The 15599-nt window shown below is 56.7% G+C and carries 16 protein-coding genes; 11 read left to right on the top strand and 5 right to left on the bottom strand.

The genetic code is table 11. The features are described 5' to 3' along the window. Window positions 1–205 precede the first annotated feature (205 nt). Complete coding sequence (maeB, locus tag ABR39_RS09270) at window positions 206–2485, top strand: NADP-dependent oxaloacetate-decarboxylating malate dehydrogenase (RefSeq protein ID WP_047346690.1); 2280 nt, start codon at window positions 206–208, stop codon at window positions 2483–2485. 110 nt (window positions 2486–2595) lie between these two features. Here maeB and hemF read toward each other — a convergent pair whose 3' ends face one another. After that, window positions 2596–3495 (bottom strand): oxygen-dependent coproporphyrinogen oxidase, encoded by a 900-nt coding sequence (hemF, locus tag ABR39_RS09265; RefSeq protein ID WP_047346689.1) that lies wholly within the window; start codon window positions 3493–3495, stop codon window positions 2596–2598. Further along, complete coding sequence (amiA, locus tag ABR39_RS09260; protein WP_023308739.1) at window positions 3495–4370, bottom strand: N-acetylmuramoyl-L-alanine amidase AmiA; 876 nt, start codon at window positions 4368–4370, stop codon at window positions 3495–3497. The genes hemF and amiA overlap by 1 nt, the downstream gene beginning before the upstream one ends. A 212-nt stretch (window positions 4371–4582) precedes the next feature. On the opposite strand from amiA, the gene ABR39_RS09255 reads away from it, so the two are divergent. From ABR39_RS09255 to pdxK, 10 genes are all read left to right on the top strand, one after another. Continuing rightward, the gene (locus tag ABR39_RS09255) at window positions 4583–5008 is read left to right on the top strand and encodes a GNAT family acetyltransferase (protein WP_047346688.1); all 426 of its coding nucleotides are present in this window, start codon (window positions 4583–4585) and stop codon (window positions 5006–5008) included. Next, window positions 4995–5444: a DUF2919 domain-containing protein gene (locus ABR39_RS09250; protein WP_047346687.1), complete on the top strand. Its 450-nt coding sequence runs from the start codon at window positions 4995–4997 to the stop codon at window positions 5442–5444. Before ABR39_RS09255 ends, ABR39_RS09250 begins: the two co-directional genes overlap by 14 nt. Before the next feature lie 63 nt (window positions 5445–5507). After that, on the top strand, window positions 5508–6083 hold the full coding sequence (locus ABR39_RS09245; protein ID WP_047346686.1) for an RpoE-regulated lipoprotein: 576 nt from the start codon (window positions 5508–5510) through the stop codon (window positions 6081–6083). 92 nt (window positions 6084–6175) lie between these two features. Next, the gene (locus ABR39_RS09240) at window positions 6176–7075 is read left to right on the top strand and encodes a Dyp-type peroxidase (protein WP_047346685.1); all 900 of its coding nucleotides are present in this window, start codon (window positions 6176–6178) and stop codon (window positions 7073–7075) included. 161 nt (window positions 7076–7236) lie between these two features. Continuing rightward, window positions 7237–8250, top strand: coding sequence for a sulfate ABC transporter substrate-binding protein (locus tag ABR39_RS09235; protein WP_047346684.1), 1014 nt, complete (start codon window positions 7237–7239; stop codon window positions 8248–8250). After that, window positions 8250–9083: a sulfate/thiosulfate ABC transporter permease CysT gene (gene cysT / locus ABR39_RS09230; RefSeq protein ID WP_008501609.1), complete on the top strand. Its 834-nt coding sequence runs from the start codon at window positions 8250–8252 to the stop codon at window positions 9081–9083. The genes ABR39_RS09235 and cysT overlap by 1 nt, the downstream gene beginning before the upstream one ends. Continuing rightward, window positions 9083–9958 carry a sulfate/thiosulfate ABC transporter permease CysW gene (gene cysW, locus ABR39_RS09225; protein ID WP_028016163.1) on the top strand — a complete coding sequence of 292 codons (876 nt, stop codon included), beginning with the start codon at window positions 9083–9085 and terminating at the stop codon, window positions 9956–9958. Before cysT ends, cysW begins: the two co-directional genes overlap by 1 nt. Continuing rightward, window positions 9948–11042 carry a sulfate/thiosulfate ABC transporter ATP-binding protein CysA gene (cysA, locus tag ABR39_RS09220; RefSeq protein WP_008501607.1) on the top strand — a complete coding sequence of 365 codons (1095 nt, stop codon included), beginning with the start codon at window positions 9948–9950 and terminating at the stop codon, window positions 11040–11042. Before cysW ends, cysA begins: the two co-directional genes overlap by 11 nt. Window positions 11043–11160: 118 nt before the next feature. Then, on the top strand, window positions 11161–12072 hold the full coding sequence (gene cysM / locus ABR39_RS09215) for a cysteine synthase CysM (RefSeq protein WP_047346683.1): 912 nt from the start codon (window positions 11161–11163) through the stop codon (window positions 12070–12072). Between the two features lie 5 nt (window positions 12073–12077). Continuing rightward, the gene (gene pdxK, locus ABR39_RS09210; protein WP_047346682.1) at window positions 12078–12914 is read left to right on the top strand and encodes a pyridoxine/pyridoxal/pyridoxamine kinase; all 837 of its coding nucleotides are present in this window, start codon (window positions 12078–12080) and stop codon (window positions 12912–12914) included. Between the two features lie 44 nt (window positions 12915–12958). Here the strand turns inward: pdxK and crr are convergent, their stop codons facing one another. Genes crr through ptsH form a run of 3 tightly spaced genes read right to left on the bottom strand, consistent with a single transcriptional unit; the run spans window position 12959 to window position 15538 of the window. Then, window positions 12959–13468, bottom strand: a complete 510-nt coding sequence (gene crr, locus ABR39_RS09205; protein ID WP_000522253.1) for a PTS glucose transporter subunit IIA — start codon at window positions 13466–13468, stop codon at window positions 12959–12961. 40 nt (window positions 13469–13508) lie between these two features. After that, window positions 13509–15236 (bottom strand): phosphoenolpyruvate-protein phosphotransferase PtsI, encoded by a 1728-nt coding sequence (ptsI, locus tag ABR39_RS09200; RefSeq protein WP_023332954.1) that lies wholly within the window; start codon window positions 15234–15236, stop codon window positions 13509–13511. A 44-nt stretch (window positions 15237–15280) separates the two neighbouring features. Then, window positions 15281–15538, bottom strand: a complete 258-nt coding sequence (ptsH, locus tag ABR39_RS09195; RefSeq protein ID WP_000487600.1) for a phosphocarrier protein Hpr — start codon at window positions 15536–15538, stop codon at window positions 15281–15283. Between the last annotated feature and the right edge of the window lie 61 nt (window positions 15539–15599).

Raw genomic sequence — 15599 nt, 5'->3', positions numbered from 1 at the left:
TTAGTTCACACTTCTGAGAAAATCATGATGGACTTAACAAAAAAGCATAGCAGACGGGGGCGGCATTGCTTTTGAGACGGGTAACATGGCTGTTATAAATTGATAACAATTTTTGATGTGTGATGGTGAGAGTTTGGCAGCCTTCAAAGTTTATGTGCTGTCCTGCGGCGATACTATCTGACCGATACGTAAAAGGAATAACAAGATGGACGATCAGTTAAAACAGAGTGCCCTCGATTTTCACGAGTTCCCCGTCCCGGGCAAAATCCAGGTTTCCCCAACCAAGCCGCTGGCGACCCAGCGCGATCTGGCGCTGGCCTATTCGCCGGGCGTTGCTGCGCCGTGTCTGGAAATCGAAAAAGACCCGCTGGCAGCCTACAAATACACCGCGCGCGGCAACCTTGTCGCCGTTATCTCGAACGGCACGGCGGTGCTGGGTCTCGGTAACATCGGCGCCCTGGCCGGGAAGCCGGTGATGGAAGGGAAGGGCGTTCTGTTCAAGAAATTCGCCGGTATCGACGTGTTCGATATCGAGGTGGACGAACTCGATCCCGATAAATTCATCAACGTGGTGGCCGCGCTGGAGCCGACCTTCGGCGGGATCAACCTGGAAGACATCAAAGCGCCGGAATGTTTCTATATCGAGCAGAAGCTGCGCGAGCGTATGAACATTCCCGTGTTCCATGATGACCAGCACGGTACCGCGATTATCAGCACCGCCGCTATTCTGAACGGCCTGCGCGTGGTTGAGAAAAATCTCTCCGACGTGCGCATGGTGGTTTCCGGCGCGGGCGCTGCGGCCATCGCCTGTATGAACCTGCTGGTGGCGCTGGGGATGCAGAAACACAACATTGTGGTCTGCGACTCCAAAGGCGTTATCTATAAAGACCGCGAGCCTAACATGGCGGAAACCAAAGCGGCGTATGCGGTGGAAGACGACGGCAAGCGCACGCTTGAGGACGTCATTGACGGCGCGGATATCTTCCTCGGCTGTTCCGGCCCGAAAGTGCTGACCCAGGAGATGGTGAAGAAGATGGCGCGCGCGCCAATGATCCTGGCCCTGGCGAACCCGGAACCGGAAATTCTGCCGCCGCTGGCGAAAGCGGTGCGTGAAGATGCCATTATCTGTACCGGCCGTTCCGACTACCCGAACCAGGTGAACAACGTGCTCTGCTTCCCGTTCATCTTCCGCGGCGCGCTGGACGTTGGCGCGACGGCGATCAACGAAGAGATGAAGCTTGCCGCCGTTCACGCCATCGCGGAGCTGGCGCACGCTGAGCAGAGCGAAGTGGTCGCGTCTGCGTACGGCGATCAGGATCTGAGCTTCGGCCCGGACTACATCATTCCAAAACCGTTCGACCCGCGTCTGATTGTGAAAATTGCGCCAGCGGTGGCCAAAGCGGCGATGGATTCCGGCGTGGCGACGCGTCCGATTCAGGATTTCGACGCTTACGTCGATAAGCTCACCGAGTTTGTCTATAAAACCAACCTGTTCATGAAGCCGATCTTCTCGCAGGCGCGCGCCGACGCGAAGCGCGTGGTGCTGGCGGAAGGGGAAGAGGCGCGCGTGTTGCACGCCACCCAGGAGCTGATTACGTTAGGTCTGGCGAAGCCGATCCTGATTGGTCGTCCGAGCGTGATTGAGATGCGCATTCAGAAGCTGGGCCTGCAGATTAAGCCGGGCGTCGACTTCGAGATCGTCAACAACGAATCCGATCCGCGCTTTAAAGAGTACTGGAGCGAATACTACGCGATCATGAAGCGCCGGGGGATTACCCAGGAGCAGGCGCAGAAAGCCGTCATAAGCAACACGACGGTGATCGGCGCGATCATGGTCCATCGCGGCGAAGCGGATGCGCTGATCTGCGGCACCATCGGCGATTACCACGAGCACTTTAGCGTGGTGCAGGAGATCTTCGGCTATCGCGACGGCGTCCATACCGCCGGGGCGATGAACGCCCTGCTGCTGCCGAGCGGCAACACCTTTATCGCTGACACCTACGTTAACGACGATCCGAGCCCGGACGAGCTGGCGGAAATCACCGTAATGGCCGCAGAGACCGTGCGCCGCTTTGGTATCGAGCCGAAGGTAGCGCTGCTGTCGCACTCAAACTTTGGTTCGTCTAAATCCGCGGCGGCCTGCAAAATGCGTCAGACGCTGGAGCTGGTGCGCGAGCGTGCGCCGGAGCTGATGATTGACGGGGAAATGCACGGCGATGCCGCGCTGGTGGAGAGCATCCGCAACGAACGTATGCCGGACAGCCCGCTGAAAGGATCGGCGAATATACTGATTATGCCGAACGTAGAAGCGGCGCGTATCAGCTATAACCTGCTGCGCGTCTCCAGCTCTGAAGGGGTGACCGTAGGACCGGTGCTGATGGGCGTGGCGAAACCGGTGCACGTGTTAACGCCGATTGCCTCTGTGCGCCGTATCGTGAATATGGTGGCGCTGGCGGTGGTTGAGGCGCAGACGCAGCCTCTGTAATTAACCCCACCCCTCACCCTAACCCTCTCCCCAAAGGGGAGAGGGGACTGCTCCGAGCCGTCTTTTCACCCTCGCCCCTTTGGGGAGAGGGCCGGGGTGAGGGGTAAGGATTAAACCCAGTCCCGAACCTGAATAAACTCACTCAAGGCAGCCTCCGGGCTGCCTTCTTTTGGCTCGTAGCAGTACTCCCAGCGAACCAGCGGCGGCATCGACATCAGAATAGATTCCGTGCGCCCGCCGGTCTGCAGGCCGAACAGCGTTCCGCGATCCCACACCAGGTTGAACTCCACGTAGCGCCCGCGACGATAGAGCTGGAACTCGCGTTCGCGCACGCCGTAGTCGGTATTTTTACGGCGCTCGACAATCGGCAGATAGGCGTCGGTATAGCCTTCACCCACCGCGCGCATGAAGCTGAACGCGGTATCAAAATCAGGGGTGTTGAGATCGTCAAAGAACAGCCCGCCGATGCCGCGCTGCTCGTCGCGGTGCTTCAGGTAAAAGTAGTCATCGCACCACTTTTTGAATTTGGGGTAGACGTCTTCACCAAAAGGCAGACAAAGGTCCCGCGCGGTGGTGTGCCAGTGCACGGCATCCTCTTCGAAGCCGTAGTAGGGCGTCATGTCGAAACCGCCGCCAAACCACCAGACCGGATCGGCCCCCGGTTTTTCCGCAATGAAAAAGCGGACGTTGGCGTGGCTGGTCGGCACAAACGGGTTGTGCGGATGCACCACCAGCGAGACGCCCATCGCTTCGAAGCTGCGGCCCGCGAGTTCAGGACGATGTGCGGTCGCCGACGCGGGCATGGCGTCTCCGTGAACGTGGGAAAAATTCACGCCCGCCTGTTCAAAAATACCGCCGTTACGCAGCACCCGGCTGCGTCCGCCGCCGCCGGCTTCGCGCTGCCAGCTATCTTCCTGAAATTCACCGCCGTCTACGGCGGCCAGTTTCTGGCAAATCTCATCCTGCAACTGCAGCAGGAACGTTTTAACCAGTTGAGCATTGGGTTTCATCAACGTTTCCTGGAGTGCGCTTTTTGGTTATCGAACCAGTTGAAGTAGCTGATAATGCCGGAGGCGATAGCGTTGGCGATCTTCTGACGAAACGCCGTGGTGCCGAGGAGCCGCTCTTCTTCCGGGTTGGTGATGAAGGAGGTTTCCACCAGTACGGACGGGATTGACGGTGATTTCAGCACCACAAACGCCGCCTGCTCGGTGCCTTTACTGTGCAGACGATGCACCGGCTTAATCTTCTTCAGAATATGCGAGCCGAGCGTCAGGCTGTTTTTGATCGTATCGGTCTGCACGAGGTCGAACAGCACCTGCTGTAGCAGGTGGTCTTTGTCGGTGGCTTTCTTCCCGGCGACTTCATCCGCCCGGTTTTCACGGTCGGAGAGGTATTTTGCCATGGCGCTACTGGCGCCACGGTTGGAAAGCGCAAACACCGAGGCACCTGCCGCAGAAGGGTTGGTAAAGCCGTCGGCGTGAATCGACATAAACAGATCCGCACCGTGCTGGTGGGCAATCTCAACGCGGTCATACAGCGGAATAAAGGTGTCGCCAGAGCGCGTCAGACGGGCGTCAATGCCGTTGCTGCGTAAAATTGCGCGCACATTTTTTGCAATCGCCAGCACGACGTGTTTTTCTTTCGAACCGTTTTTGCCGATGGCGCCGGTATCAATGCCGCCGTGGCCCGGGTCAAGCATGACCAGACGCTTCGCGCCCGGCTTTTTGGTTTTCGGTTTGCTGTGTCCGTTACTGGTTTTGAGCGTGCTCTCGTCTTTCGCCTGAGCCTGCTTTGCGATACCCGTTAACGTTAAGGCCGCCAGCCCCGCTTTGAGAACCTGACGACGCGATGTGAGTGCTTTTAATGGTTTGAATGTGCTCATGCGGCCTGAATACTAAAAAATGGGGTCCTGGTGTTATATCGTATCGTGTTTCCCGTTACGACAGTCCATATTGAGAATTGTTTTACTTTTCATTTCAATACGTGACAAAGTGACATTATGCCAAATTTTGGCGAGATTTTCCCCGGTTATTGGCTAAAGGCGTGGTTCACGCCATAATCACTGTTTTTAAACCCGAAAAGGCGGTTAATACCATGGAGATACGCGTTTTTCGCCAGGAAGATTTCGAAGAGGTGATCACCCTTTGGGAGCGCTGCGATCTGCTGCGTCCGTGGAACGATCCGGAAATGGATATCGAACGTAAGGTGAATCACGACGTCAGCCTGTTTCTGGTCGCGGAGGTCAATGGCGTGGTCGTGGGGACGGTGATGGGCGGTTACGACGGCCATCGCGGCTCGGCCTATTATCTGGGCGTTCACCCGGAATACCGTGCCCGTGGCATCGCCAACGCGCTGCTTAATCGTCTCGAGAAGAAGCTTATTGCCCGCGGTTGCCCGAAAATCCAGATCATGGTGCGGGACGATAACGACGTGGTGCTAGGCATGTATGAACGTCTGGGCTATGAACATGCTGACGTGCTGAATTTAGGAAAGCGTCTGATCGAAGATGAAGAGTACTGAGATCCATCCGGCAGATTATGACGCGCAGGGCCGCGTCAGGTTGCCCTTTTTATTCTGGTGCGTTCTGCTGCTGCAGGCCCGCACCTGGGTGCTGTTTGTGATGGCCGCCGCGTCGCGCGGCCAGGGCGACACGCTGCTGAATCTTTTTTACCCCGATCACGATGCCTTCTGGCTCGGCCTATTGCCGGGCGTACCGGCGGTGGTGGCTTTTTTATGCAGCGGCCGACGGCAGACGATCCCGCGATTGTGGCGTGCGCTCCGCTGGCTGCTGATCCTTGCCCAGATTGCGCTGCTCTTCTGGCAGCCGGTACTCTGGTGGTACGGTGAACCGCTGACGGGCATCGGCGTTGCGCTGGTGGTTGCCGATATTGTGGCGCTGCTGTGGCTGCTGACCAATCCGCGTCTTCGCGCCTGTTTTGCGCATCAGGATGATTAATCCGGCACTTTTTGCCGATGTCGCACTCCAACAAGCGTTGATTTAACAAGAAAGGACGTTTCAATGAAATCGCTGCGTTTACTTTTATGCGCTCTCCCGCTGGCATTGACCGGTTGTTCAACGCTCTCATCCATTAACTGGTCCTCTGCCTATCCGTGGAACTGGTTTGGCTCATCAACGGAAGTGACCGAGCAGGGCGTGGGAAAAATTACCGCCGCGACGGCGCTGGATCAGAATGCCATTCAGGATGCGCTCAGCGGCGATTATCGCCTACGCAGCGGCATGAAAACGGAGAATGGCAATATCGTTCGCTATTACGAAGCGCTGAAGGGCGACAAGCTGGCGCTGGTAATTAACGGTGACAAAGGCACGGTAAACCGCGTTGCGGTGCTGGATGAGGCCATTCCGACCGCCAGCGGCGTGAAGGTAGGAACGCCGTTTAGCGATCTCTATAAGCAGGCCTTTGGCAACTGCACCAGCGCCCCTTCTGACGCCGGCGTAGCGGTGGAGTGTAAGGCAGAAGGCAGCCAGCACATCAGCTACGTCTTTGCCGGCACCTGGAGCGGTCCGGAAGGTTTGATGCCGTCTGACGACACCCTGAAGAACTGGAAGGTGAGCAAAATTATCTGGCAGCAGTAATTTGCGCCTGAACAAACCGCCTCGCTGAAATCCGGGTATAATACCCGCCATCAATGCCACGCTGACGTGGCATCTTTATTTCAGGAGGAGCGATGTCTCAGGTTCAGAGTAGCATTTTGCCAGAACATTGTCGCGCGGCGATTTGGATTGAAGCCAATGTAAAAGGGGACGTGGATGCCCTGCGTGCGGCCAGTAAAGCGTTTGTTGATAAGCTGGCGACCTTCCAGGCTAAATTCCCGGAAGCCCACCTCGGCGCCGTTGTCGCGTTTGGCAATAACGTCTGGCGTCAGCTGAGCAGTGGCGAAGGGGCGGAAGAGCTCAAAGACTTCATCCCCTACGGCAAAGGACTTGCGCCAGCGACGCAGTACGACGTGCTGATCCACATTCTCTCCCTGCGTCACGACGTGAACTTTTCTGTTGCCCAGGCGGCGGTAGCGGCCTTTGGCGACAGCATTGAGGTACAGGAAGAGGTGCACGGTTTCCGCTGGGTGGAAGAGCGCGACCTGAGCGGCTTTGTCGACGGAACCGAAAACCCGGCGGGCGAAGAGACGCGTCGTGAAGTTGCGGTGATCAAAGACGGCGTGGACGCGGGCGGCAGCTACGTGTTCGTGCAGCGCTGGGAGCACAACCTCAAGCAGCTTAACCGCATGAGCGTGCATGACCAGGAGATGATGATTGGCCGTACCAAAGACGCCAACGAAGAAATCGACGGCGATGACCGTCCGGTTACCTCTCACCTGACCCGCGTTGACCTCAAAGAAGACGGCAAAGGGCTGAAGATTGTCCGCCAGAGCCTGCCGTACGGCACGGCAAGCGGCACGCACGGCCTCTACTTCTGCGCCTACTGCGCGCGCCTGCATAACATTGAGCAGCAGCTGCTGAGCATGTTCGGCGATACCGACGGCAAGCGTGACGCCATGCTGCGCTTCACCAAACCGGTGACCGGCGGCTATTACTTCGCGCCGTCCGTTGAGCGTCTGCTGGCGCTGTAACCCCCTCACCCTGGCCCTCTCCCCACGGGGGAGAGGGGATTAATGCCTTATTCCCTTTTCTGCTTCTAAATCACCAAACGGTATATAAAACCGTTACTCCTTTGGTCCTCGTTATAAATATTATGACTATAAGATAGTCATCACATTTATAAGGGTGCGCAATGGCCGTTACTGTACTGAAAAAAGGAACTCTGGCGCTGGCAGGTTTACTGCTGGTGGCACAGGCGCAGGCGACTGAGCTGCTGAACAGTTCATATGACGTTTCGCGCGAGCTGTTTGCTGCCCTTAACCCACCGTTTGAACAGCAGTGGGCGAAAGACAATAACGGCGATAAGCTGACCATCAAGCAGTCTCACGCCGGTTCATCCAAGCAGGCGCTTGCCATTCTTCAGGGGCTGAAAGCGGACGTAGTGACCTACAACCAGGTCACTGACGTGCAGATCCTGCACGACAAAGGCAAGCTGATCCCGGCGGACTGGCAAAGCCGTCTGCCGAACAACAGTTCGCCGTTCTATTCCACCATGGGCTTCCTGGTGCGCAAGGGCAACCCGAAGAATATCCACGACTGGAGCGACCTGGTGCGTTCCGACGTGAAGCTGATTTTCCCGAACCCAAAAACCTCCGGTAACGCGCGTTATACCTATTTAGCGGCGTGGGGCGCGGCAGACAAGGCTGACGGTAACGATAAAGCCAAAACCGAGCAGTTCATGACCCAGTTCCTGAAAAACGTCGAAGTGTTTGATACCGGCGGCCGCGGGGCAACCACAACCTTCGCAGAACGCGGCTTAGGCGATGTGCTGATTAGCTTTGAATCGGAAGTGAACAACATCCGCAAACAGTATGAAGCGCAAGGCTTTGAGGTGGTTATCCCGAAAACCAACATCCTGGCCGAGTTCCCGGTGGCGTGGGTGGATAAAAACGTGCAGGCAAACGGCACCGAGAAAGCGGCAAAAGCCTATCTCAACTACCTGTACAGCCCGCAGGCGCAGACCATCATTACCGATTACTACTACCGCGTGAATAACCCGGACGTGATGAACAAGCTGAAAGATAAGTTCCCGCAGACCGCGCTGTTCCGCGTGGAAGACCATTTCGGCTCTTGGCCTGACGTGATGAAAACGCATTTTGCCAGCGGCGGTGAGCTAGACAAATTGCTGGCGGCGGGGCGTAAGTAATGTTTGCAGTATCGACTAAACGCGTGCTGCCGGGCTTTACCCTAAGCCTCGGGACCAGCCTGCTGTTCGTCTGCCTGATCCTGCTGCTGCCGCTCAGCGCGCTGGTGATGCAGCTCGCGCAGATGAGCTGGGCGCAGTACTGGGACGTGATCACCAACCCGCAGGTGGTGGCGGCCTATAAGGTGACGCTGCTGTCGGCGTTTGTCGCCTCCATTTTTAACGGCGTATTTGGCCTGCTGATGGCGTGGATCTTAACCCGCTATCGCTTCCCGGGCCGCACGCTGCTTGATGCATTGATGGACCTGCCGTTTGCGCTGCCGACGGCGGTTGCGGGCTTAACCCTTGCGTCGCTCTTCTCCGTGAACGGGCTGTACGGCGAGTGGCTGGCGAAGTTTGACATCAAGGTGACCTATACCTGGCTCGGTATCGCGGTGGCGATGGCCTTTACCAGCATCCCGTTTGTGGTACGTACCGTGCAGCCGGTGCTGGAAGAGCTGGGTCCGGAATACGAAGAAGCGGCAGAAACGCTGGGCGCCACGCGCTGGCAGAGTTTCCGCAAGGTGGTGCTGCCGGAGCTGTCTCCGGCGCTGATGGCGGGCGTCGCGCTGTCGTTTACCCGCAGCCTCGGTGAGTTTGGTGCGGTGATTTTTATCGCCGGGAACATCGCCTGGAAAACGGAAGTGACCTCGCTGATGATTTTCATCCGTTTGCAGGAGTTTGATTATCCGGCGGCGAGCGCGATTGCTTCGGTGATCCTGGCGGCCTCGCTGCTGCTGCTGTACTCGATTAACACTCTGCAAAGTCGCTTTGGTCGACGTGTGGTAGGTCACTGATGGCGGAAGTTACGCAATTGAAGCGATACGATGCGCCCCGCATCAACTGGGGTAAATGGTTTCTGATTGGGGCGGGCGTGCTGGTTTCCGCCCTTATTCTCGTCGTGCCGACGATTTATATCTTCGTCCAGGCGTTCAGCAAGGGGCTGATGCCCGCGCTGGAAAACCTGGCGAACCCGGATATGCTGCACGCCATCTGGCTGACCGTGCTGATTGCATTGATCACCGTGCCGGTGAACCTGGTGTTCGGTACCCTGCTGGCGTGGCTGGTGACGCGCTTTAACTTCCCGGGACGTCAGCTGCTGCTGACCCTGCTGGATATTCCTTTTGCCGTGTCGCCGGTGGTGGCGGGCCTGGTGTACCTGCTCTTTTACGGCTCCAACGGCCCATTGGGCGGCTGGCTGGATGAGCATAACCTGCAGATCATGTTCGCCTGGCCGGGCATGGTGCTGGTCACCATCTTCGTGACCTGTCCGTTTGTGGTGCGTGAGCTGGTGCCGGTGATGTTAAGTCAGGGGAGCAACGAAGACGAAGCGGCGGTGCTGCTGGGGGCTTCAGGCTGGCAGATGTTCCGTCGCGTGACGCTGCCGAATATCCGCTGGGCGCTGCTTTACGGCGTGGTGCTGACCAACGCCCGCGCGATTGGCGAGTTCGGTGCCGTGTCCGTCGTCTCCGGCTCTATTCGCGGTGAAACCCTGTCGCTGCCGCTACAGATTGAGCTGCTGCAGCAGGACTACAACACCATCGGCTCGTTTACTGCCGCAGCGTTGCTGACGCTGATGGCCATTTTGACCCTGTTTTTGAAGAGTGTGGTGCAGTGGCGTTTAGAAAATCAGGAAAAACGTCAGCATCAGGAGGGAAATCATGAGCATTGAGATTGCCAATATTAAGAAGTCTTTTGGTCGCACCCAGGTGCTGAATGATATCTCGCTGGATATCCCTTCCGGACAAATGGTGGCGCTGCTGGGGCCGTCTGGCTCGGGTAAAACCACGCTGCTGCGTATTATTGCCGGGCTTGAGCATCAGACCAGCGGGCACATCCGCTTTCACGGCACCGACGTGAGCCGCCTGCATGCCCGGGACCGGAAGGTGGGCTTTGTGTTCCAGCATTACGCGCTGTTCCGCCACATGACCGTGTTCGACAACATCGCGTTTGGCCTGACCGTGCTGCCGCGTCGAGAACGCCCGGATGCGGCAACCATTAAAGCGAAAGTGACCAAACTGCTGGAGATGGTACAGCTGGCTCACCTGGCGGACCGTTTTCCGGCGCAGCTGTCCGGAGGGCAGAAACAGCGCGTGGCGCTGGCGCGTGCGTTAGCCGTTGAACCGCAAATTCTGCTGCTGGATGAACCCTTTGGCGCGCTGGATGCACAGGTGCGTAAAGAGCTGCGTCGCTGGCTGCGTCAGCTCCATGAAGAGCTGAAATTCACCAGCGTCTTCGTGACCCACGATCAGGAAGAGGCGATGGAAGTCGCGGATCGCGTGGTGGTCATGAGCCAGGGCAACATTGAGCAGGTTGACGAGCCGGAGCAGCTCTGGCGTGAACCGGCGACCCGTTTTGTTCTGGAGTTTATGGGCGAGGTGAACCGTCTGCAGGGCACCATTCGCGGCGGACAGTTCCACGTGGGGGCGCACCGCTGGCCGCTGGGCTATACCTCCGCGCACCAGGGGCCGGTCGATCTGTTCCTGCGCCCGTGGGAAGTGGACGTGAGCCGTCGCACAAGCCTGGATTCACCGCTGCCGGTGCAGGTGCTGGAAGCTAGCCCTAAAGGGCACTACACGCAATTGGTGGTACAGCCTCTTGGCTGGTACACCGAGCCGCTGACCGTGGTCATGCGCGACGACGTCCCGCCGCACCGGGGAGAGCGCCTGTTTGTCGGGCTGCAGCATGCCCGTATTTATCACGGGAAGGAGCGCATCGAGACGCGCGAGGATATTGCTCTGGCGGAGTCAGCCTGATAGGTTATTAGGATGTTTATCGCCCGGTGGCGCTGCGCTTACCGGGCCTACAGCTAAAACTGCGTCTTGTAGGCCGGGTAAGCGAAGCGCCACCCGGCTTTTTTATTGAGTAAAAAACGTGAATACACTCGAACACACCATCGGCAACACGCCTCTGGTCAAGCTTCAGCGCATGGGGCCTGATAACGGCAGCGAAATCTGGGTCAAACTTGAAGGCAATAACCCGGCGGGGTCGGTGAAGGACCGCGCGGCGCTGTCGATGATTGTCCAGTCCGAAAAGCGCGGTGAAATTAAGCCAGGCGACGTGCTGATTGAGGCCACCAGCGGCAACACCGGTATCGCGCTGGCAATGATTGCGGCGCTGAAAGGCTACCGCATGAAGCTGCTGATGCCGGACAACATGAGCCAGGAGCGTCGCGCAGCGATGCGTGCCTACGGGGCCGAGCTGATTCTGGTGACCAAAGAGCAGGGTATGGAAGGCGCACGCGACCTGGCGTTAGAAATGGCCGAGCGCGGCGAAGGTAAGCTTCTCGATCAGTTCAACAATCCGGACAACCCGTACGCGCACTACACCACCACCGGCCCGGAAATCTGGCAACAAACGGACGGGCGCATCACCCACTTTGTCTCCAGCATGGGGACCACCGGCACCATTACCGGGGTATCGCGTTTTCTGCGCGAGCAGGAGAAAGCCGTTACCATCGTTGGCCTGCAGCCGGAAGAGGGGAGCAGCATTCCGGGCATTCGCCGCTGGCCTGCGGAATATATGCCCGGCATCTTTAATGCGCAGCTTGTGGACCAGGTGCTGGATATTCATCAGCGCGAGGCGGAGAATACCATGCGTGAACTGGCCGTGCGTGAAGGCATCTTCTGCGGGGTTAGCTCGGGTGGCGCGGTAGCGGGCGCGTTGCGCGTTGCGCAGGCAAGCCCCGATGCCGTCGTAGTCGCGATTATTTGCGACCGCGGCGATCGCTATCTGTCTACCGGCGTCTTTGGTGAAGAGAGTTATTCGCAGGGGGCGGGGATTTAAGCGTCATGGAGATGATTTTATTCCGGGATAAAACCCGGGCGCAGCAAACCGATATTGTCGCCGTGCAGTCGCAGGTGGTTTACGGCAGCGTGGGGAACAGCATTGCGGTACCGAACATTCGTACCCACAGGCTGAACGTCACCGCCGTGCCGACGGTGCTGTTCAGCAACACGCCGCACTATGACACCTTCTACGGCGGCGTGATCCCCGATGAGTGGTTCAGCGGCTACCTGAAGGCGCTGGAAGAGCGCGAGATCCTGCGCGAGCTTAAGGCGGTCACCACCGGCTATATGGGCAGCGCCAGCCAGATCGCCTTGCTGGCGCAGTGGCTGAAGGCGGTAAAAGTGCAGCATCCTGACCTGCTGGTGCTGGTCGACCCGGTTATCGGCGATATCGACAGCGGGATGTACGTGAAGCCCGGTATTCCTGAAGCCTACCGTGAGCACCTGCTGCCGCTGGCGCAGGGCATTACGCCTAACGTGTTTGAACTTGAGGTGTTAAGCGGTAAACCGTGCCGTACGCCTGAAAGCGCCATTGCCGCCGCGCAGGGATTGCTCTCCGACACCCTGAAATGGGTGGCGATCACCAGCGCGCCGGTTGCCGACGATCCGCAAAACATCCACGTGGTTCTGGTGACGAATGAGGGTGTTACCGTCAGCGCGCATCCGCGCGTAGAAACCGATCTGAAAGGGACGGGCGATCTGTTCTGTTCAGAACTGGTAAGCGGAATCGTTGAGGGGAAAACCGTTGCCGATGCCATTCGCATGGCGGGCGATCGGGTGACTGACGTGATGCTGTATACGCAGTCGAAAGGGTACGACGAGCTTATTCTCCCTGCATAAACAAAAATGGCGCCCGAAGGCGCCATTTTTCTGTGCGGCAAGAATTACTTCTTGATGCGGATAACCGGGGTTTCGCCCACGGTGACGCTGCCAGACAGTTTGATCAGTTCTTTGATTTCGTCCATGTTGGAGATAACAACCGGCGTCAGGGTAGACTTGGCTTTTTCTTCCAGCAGTGGCAGATCGAATTCAATGACCGGGTCGCCAACTTTAACACGCTGGCCTTCTTCCGCGATACGTTTGAAGCCTTCGCCTTTCAGTTCAACGGTGTCGATACCGAAGTGAACGAACAGTTCGATACCGCTATCAGATTCGATAGAGAACGCATGGTTGGTTTCAAAAATTTTACCGATGGTGCCGTCAACTGGTGCAACCATTTTGTTGCCAGTTGGTTTGATCGCAATGCCATCACCAACGATTTTCTCAGCAAACACTACATCCGGCACGTCTTCGATGTTGACGATCTCGCCGGAGAGCGGAGCAACAATCTCAATAGTTCCGGTGTCTTTCTTATCATCAGAAACCAGAGATTTCAGTTTATCGAACAAACCCATGATCTTCTCCTAAGCAGTAATTTGGGCCGCATCTCGTGGATTAGCAGATTGTTTTTTCTTCAATGAACTTGTTAACCAGCGTCATTAACTCGTCCGTTGTCGGTTGAGCAAGAGCCTGCTCTGCTAACACCTTCGCATCTTCGAAGTTCGTGTTACGGATAATCTTCTTAATGCGCGGGATGGAAATGGCGCTCATAGAGAATTCGTCCAGACCCATACCCAGCAACAGAAGTGTAGCACGTTCGTCGCCTGCAAGCTCACCACACATGCCAGTCCATTTACCTTCTGCATGAGAAGCATCAATAACTTGCTTGATCAAGTTCAGTACGGACGGTGACATTGGCTGGTAGAGATGTGAAATCATATCATTACCACGGTCAACTGCCAGGGTGTACTGCGTTAAATCATTGGTGCCGATACTAAAGAAATCAACTTCTTTGGCTAAATGACGCGCAATGGTCGCGGCCGCAGGTGTTTCCACCATCACGCCGATCTCGATTGACTCGTCAAACGCTTTACCTTCGTCGCGCAGTTCCTGTTTGTAGATTTCGATCTCTTTCTTCAGTGCACGCACTTCTTCAACAGAGATGATCATCGGGAACATGATGCGCAGTTTACCGAAAGCGGAGGCACGCAGAATCGCGCGAACCTGGTCACGCAGGATCTCTTTACGATCCATCGCGATACGGATTGCACGCCAGCCCAGGAACGGGTTCTCTTCTTTCGGGAAGTTCATGTACGGCAGCTCTTTGTCGCCACCGATGTCCATGGTACGGACGATAACGGCCTGAGAGCCACAGGCTTCAGCCACCGCTTTGTATGCCGCGAACTGCTCTTCTTCAGTTGGCAGGGCGTCACGATCCATGAACAGGAATTCAGTACGATAGAGACCCACGCCTTCCGCACCGTTACGCTCGGCGCCATCAACGTCGCGGACGGTACCGATATTCGCGCACACTTCTACCTGATGGCCGTCAAGGGTGATGGCTGGCAGGTCTTTCAGCTTAGCGAGTTCCGCTTTTTCAGTCGCAACCTGCTCCTGAACCGCGCGCAGTTTATCGATCTCTTCGTTGGTTGGGTTGACGTAAACCAGATTGTTCACGGCATCCAGAATCAGATAGTCGCCATTTTTCACCTGAGAGGTGACGCTACCAGTACCCACGATGGCTGGCAGTTCCAGAGAACGCGCCATGATAGAGGTGTGGGAGGTACGGCCGCCCGCGTCAGTGATGAAACCGAGGACCTTTTTCAGGTTCAGCTGTGCGGTTTCAGACGGGGTGAGGTCAGCGGCAACCAGGATAACTTCATCCTGAATCGCGCTCAGGTCGATAATGGCCAGACCCAGGATGTTGCGCAGCAGGCGCTTACCGATGTCACGTACGTCAGCCGCACGCTCTTTCAGGTATTCATCATCCAGTTCTTCCAGGGCAGTTGCCTGACCTTCGATAACTTCATGTGCAGCCGCGTCGGCCGTCATGCCTTTATCTTTAATCAGGGCTATGATTTCCTGCTCCAGCTCCTCATCTTCGAGCAGCATGATGTGCCCTTCGAAGATGGCTTCTTTTTCTTCACCGAAAGTTTCGCCAGCTTTAGTCTTGATTGCTTCCAGTTGCGCAGATGCCTTGGCACGACCGCTCAGAAAACGTTCAACTTCCTGATCAACCTTGTCGGCAGAAATTTTTTTCCGGTCGATGACGATCTCGTCTTCTTTCAGCAGCAGTGCTTTGCCGAAAGCGATACCCGGGGATGCTAAAATGCCTGAAATCATAACCCTACCTTACTTGTGACTGATATTTAAAAGAACCCGTAAACTTACTCGAGCTCAGCCATCAGTTTTACCAGATGCTCAACTGCTTTCTGCTCGTCTTCACCTTCCGCAGAGATGGTGACTACGGTGCCCTGAGTCAGGCCCAGAGTCTGCAGTTTAAACAGGCTTTTTGCGCTGGCGCTTTTGCCGTTGGAAGTCACAGTGATTTCAGAAGTGAAGCCTTTCGCTTCTTTAACAAACTGAGCAGCAGGGCGGGTGTGCAGACCGTTCGGAGCGGTAATGGTAACTTCTTGCTGGAACATTGTATTTCCCCAACTTATAGGTTTAGTGTTGTGGAACTAAAGTCTAGCCTGGCGACTGAAC

Source organism: Enterobacter genomosp. O (assembly GCF_001022965.1).
In the GTDB taxonomy this organism is placed as follows: domain Bacteria; phylum Pseudomonadota; class Gammaproteobacteria; order Enterobacterales; family Enterobacteriaceae; genus Enterobacter; species Enterobacter cloacae_L.
This window is presented reverse-complemented; position numbering and strand designations above follow the sequence as displayed.

Coding starts and splice junctions, on each gene's coding strand:
- ABR39_RS09245 (WP_047346686.1), top strand. CDS start 5,508: ATGAAATCGCTGCGTTTACTTTTATGCGCTCTCCCGCTGGCATTGACC.
- cysW (WP_028016163.1), top strand. CDS start 9,083: ATGGCGGAAGTTACGCAATTGAAGCGATACGATGCGCCCCGCATCAAC.
- hemF (WP_047346689.1), bottom strand. CDS start 3,495: ATGAAACCCAATGCTCAACTGGTTAAAACGTTCCTGCTGCAGTTGCAG.
- ABR39_RS09255 (WP_047346688.1), top strand. CDS start 4,583: ATGGAGATACGCGTTTTTCGCCAGGAAGATTTCGAAGAGGTGATCACC.
- ptsI (WP_023332954.1), bottom strand. CDS start 15,236: ATGATTTCAGGCATTTTAGCATCCCCGGGTATCGCTTTCGGCAAAGCA.
- cysT (WP_008501609.1), top strand. CDS start 8,250: ATGTTTGCAGTATCGACTAAACGCGTGCTGCCGGGCTTTACCCTAAGC.
- ABR39_RS09235 (WP_047346684.1), top strand. CDS start 7,237: ATGGCCGTTACTGTACTGAAAAAAGGAACTCTGGCGCTGGCAGGTTTA.
- ABR39_RS09240 (WP_047346685.1), top strand. CDS start 6,176: ATGTCTCAGGTTCAGAGTAGCATTTTGCCAGAACATTGTCGCGCGGCG.
- amiA (WP_023308739.1), bottom strand. CDS start 4,370: ATGAGCACATTCAAACCATTAAAAGCACTCACATCGCGTCGTCAGGTT.
- maeB (WP_047346690.1), top strand. CDS start 206: ATGGACGATCAGTTAAAACAGAGTGCCCTCGATTTTCACGAGTTCCCC.
- cysA (WP_008501607.1), top strand. CDS start 9,948: ATGAGCATTGAGATTGCCAATATTAAGAAGTCTTTTGGTCGCACCCAG.
- crr (WP_000522253.1), bottom strand. CDS start 13,468: ATGGGTTTGTTCGATAAACTGAAATCTCTGGTTTCTGATGATAAGAAA.
- pdxK (WP_047346682.1), top strand. CDS start 12,078: ATGGAGATGATTTTATTCCGGGATAAAACCCGGGCGCAGCAAACCGAT.
- ptsH (WP_000487600.1), bottom strand. CDS start 15,538: ATGTTCCAGCAAGAAGTTACCATTACCGCTCCGAACGGTCTGCACACC.
- ABR39_RS09250 (WP_047346687.1), top strand. CDS start 4,995: ATGAAGAGTACTGAGATCCATCCGGCAGATTATGACGCGCAGGGCCGC.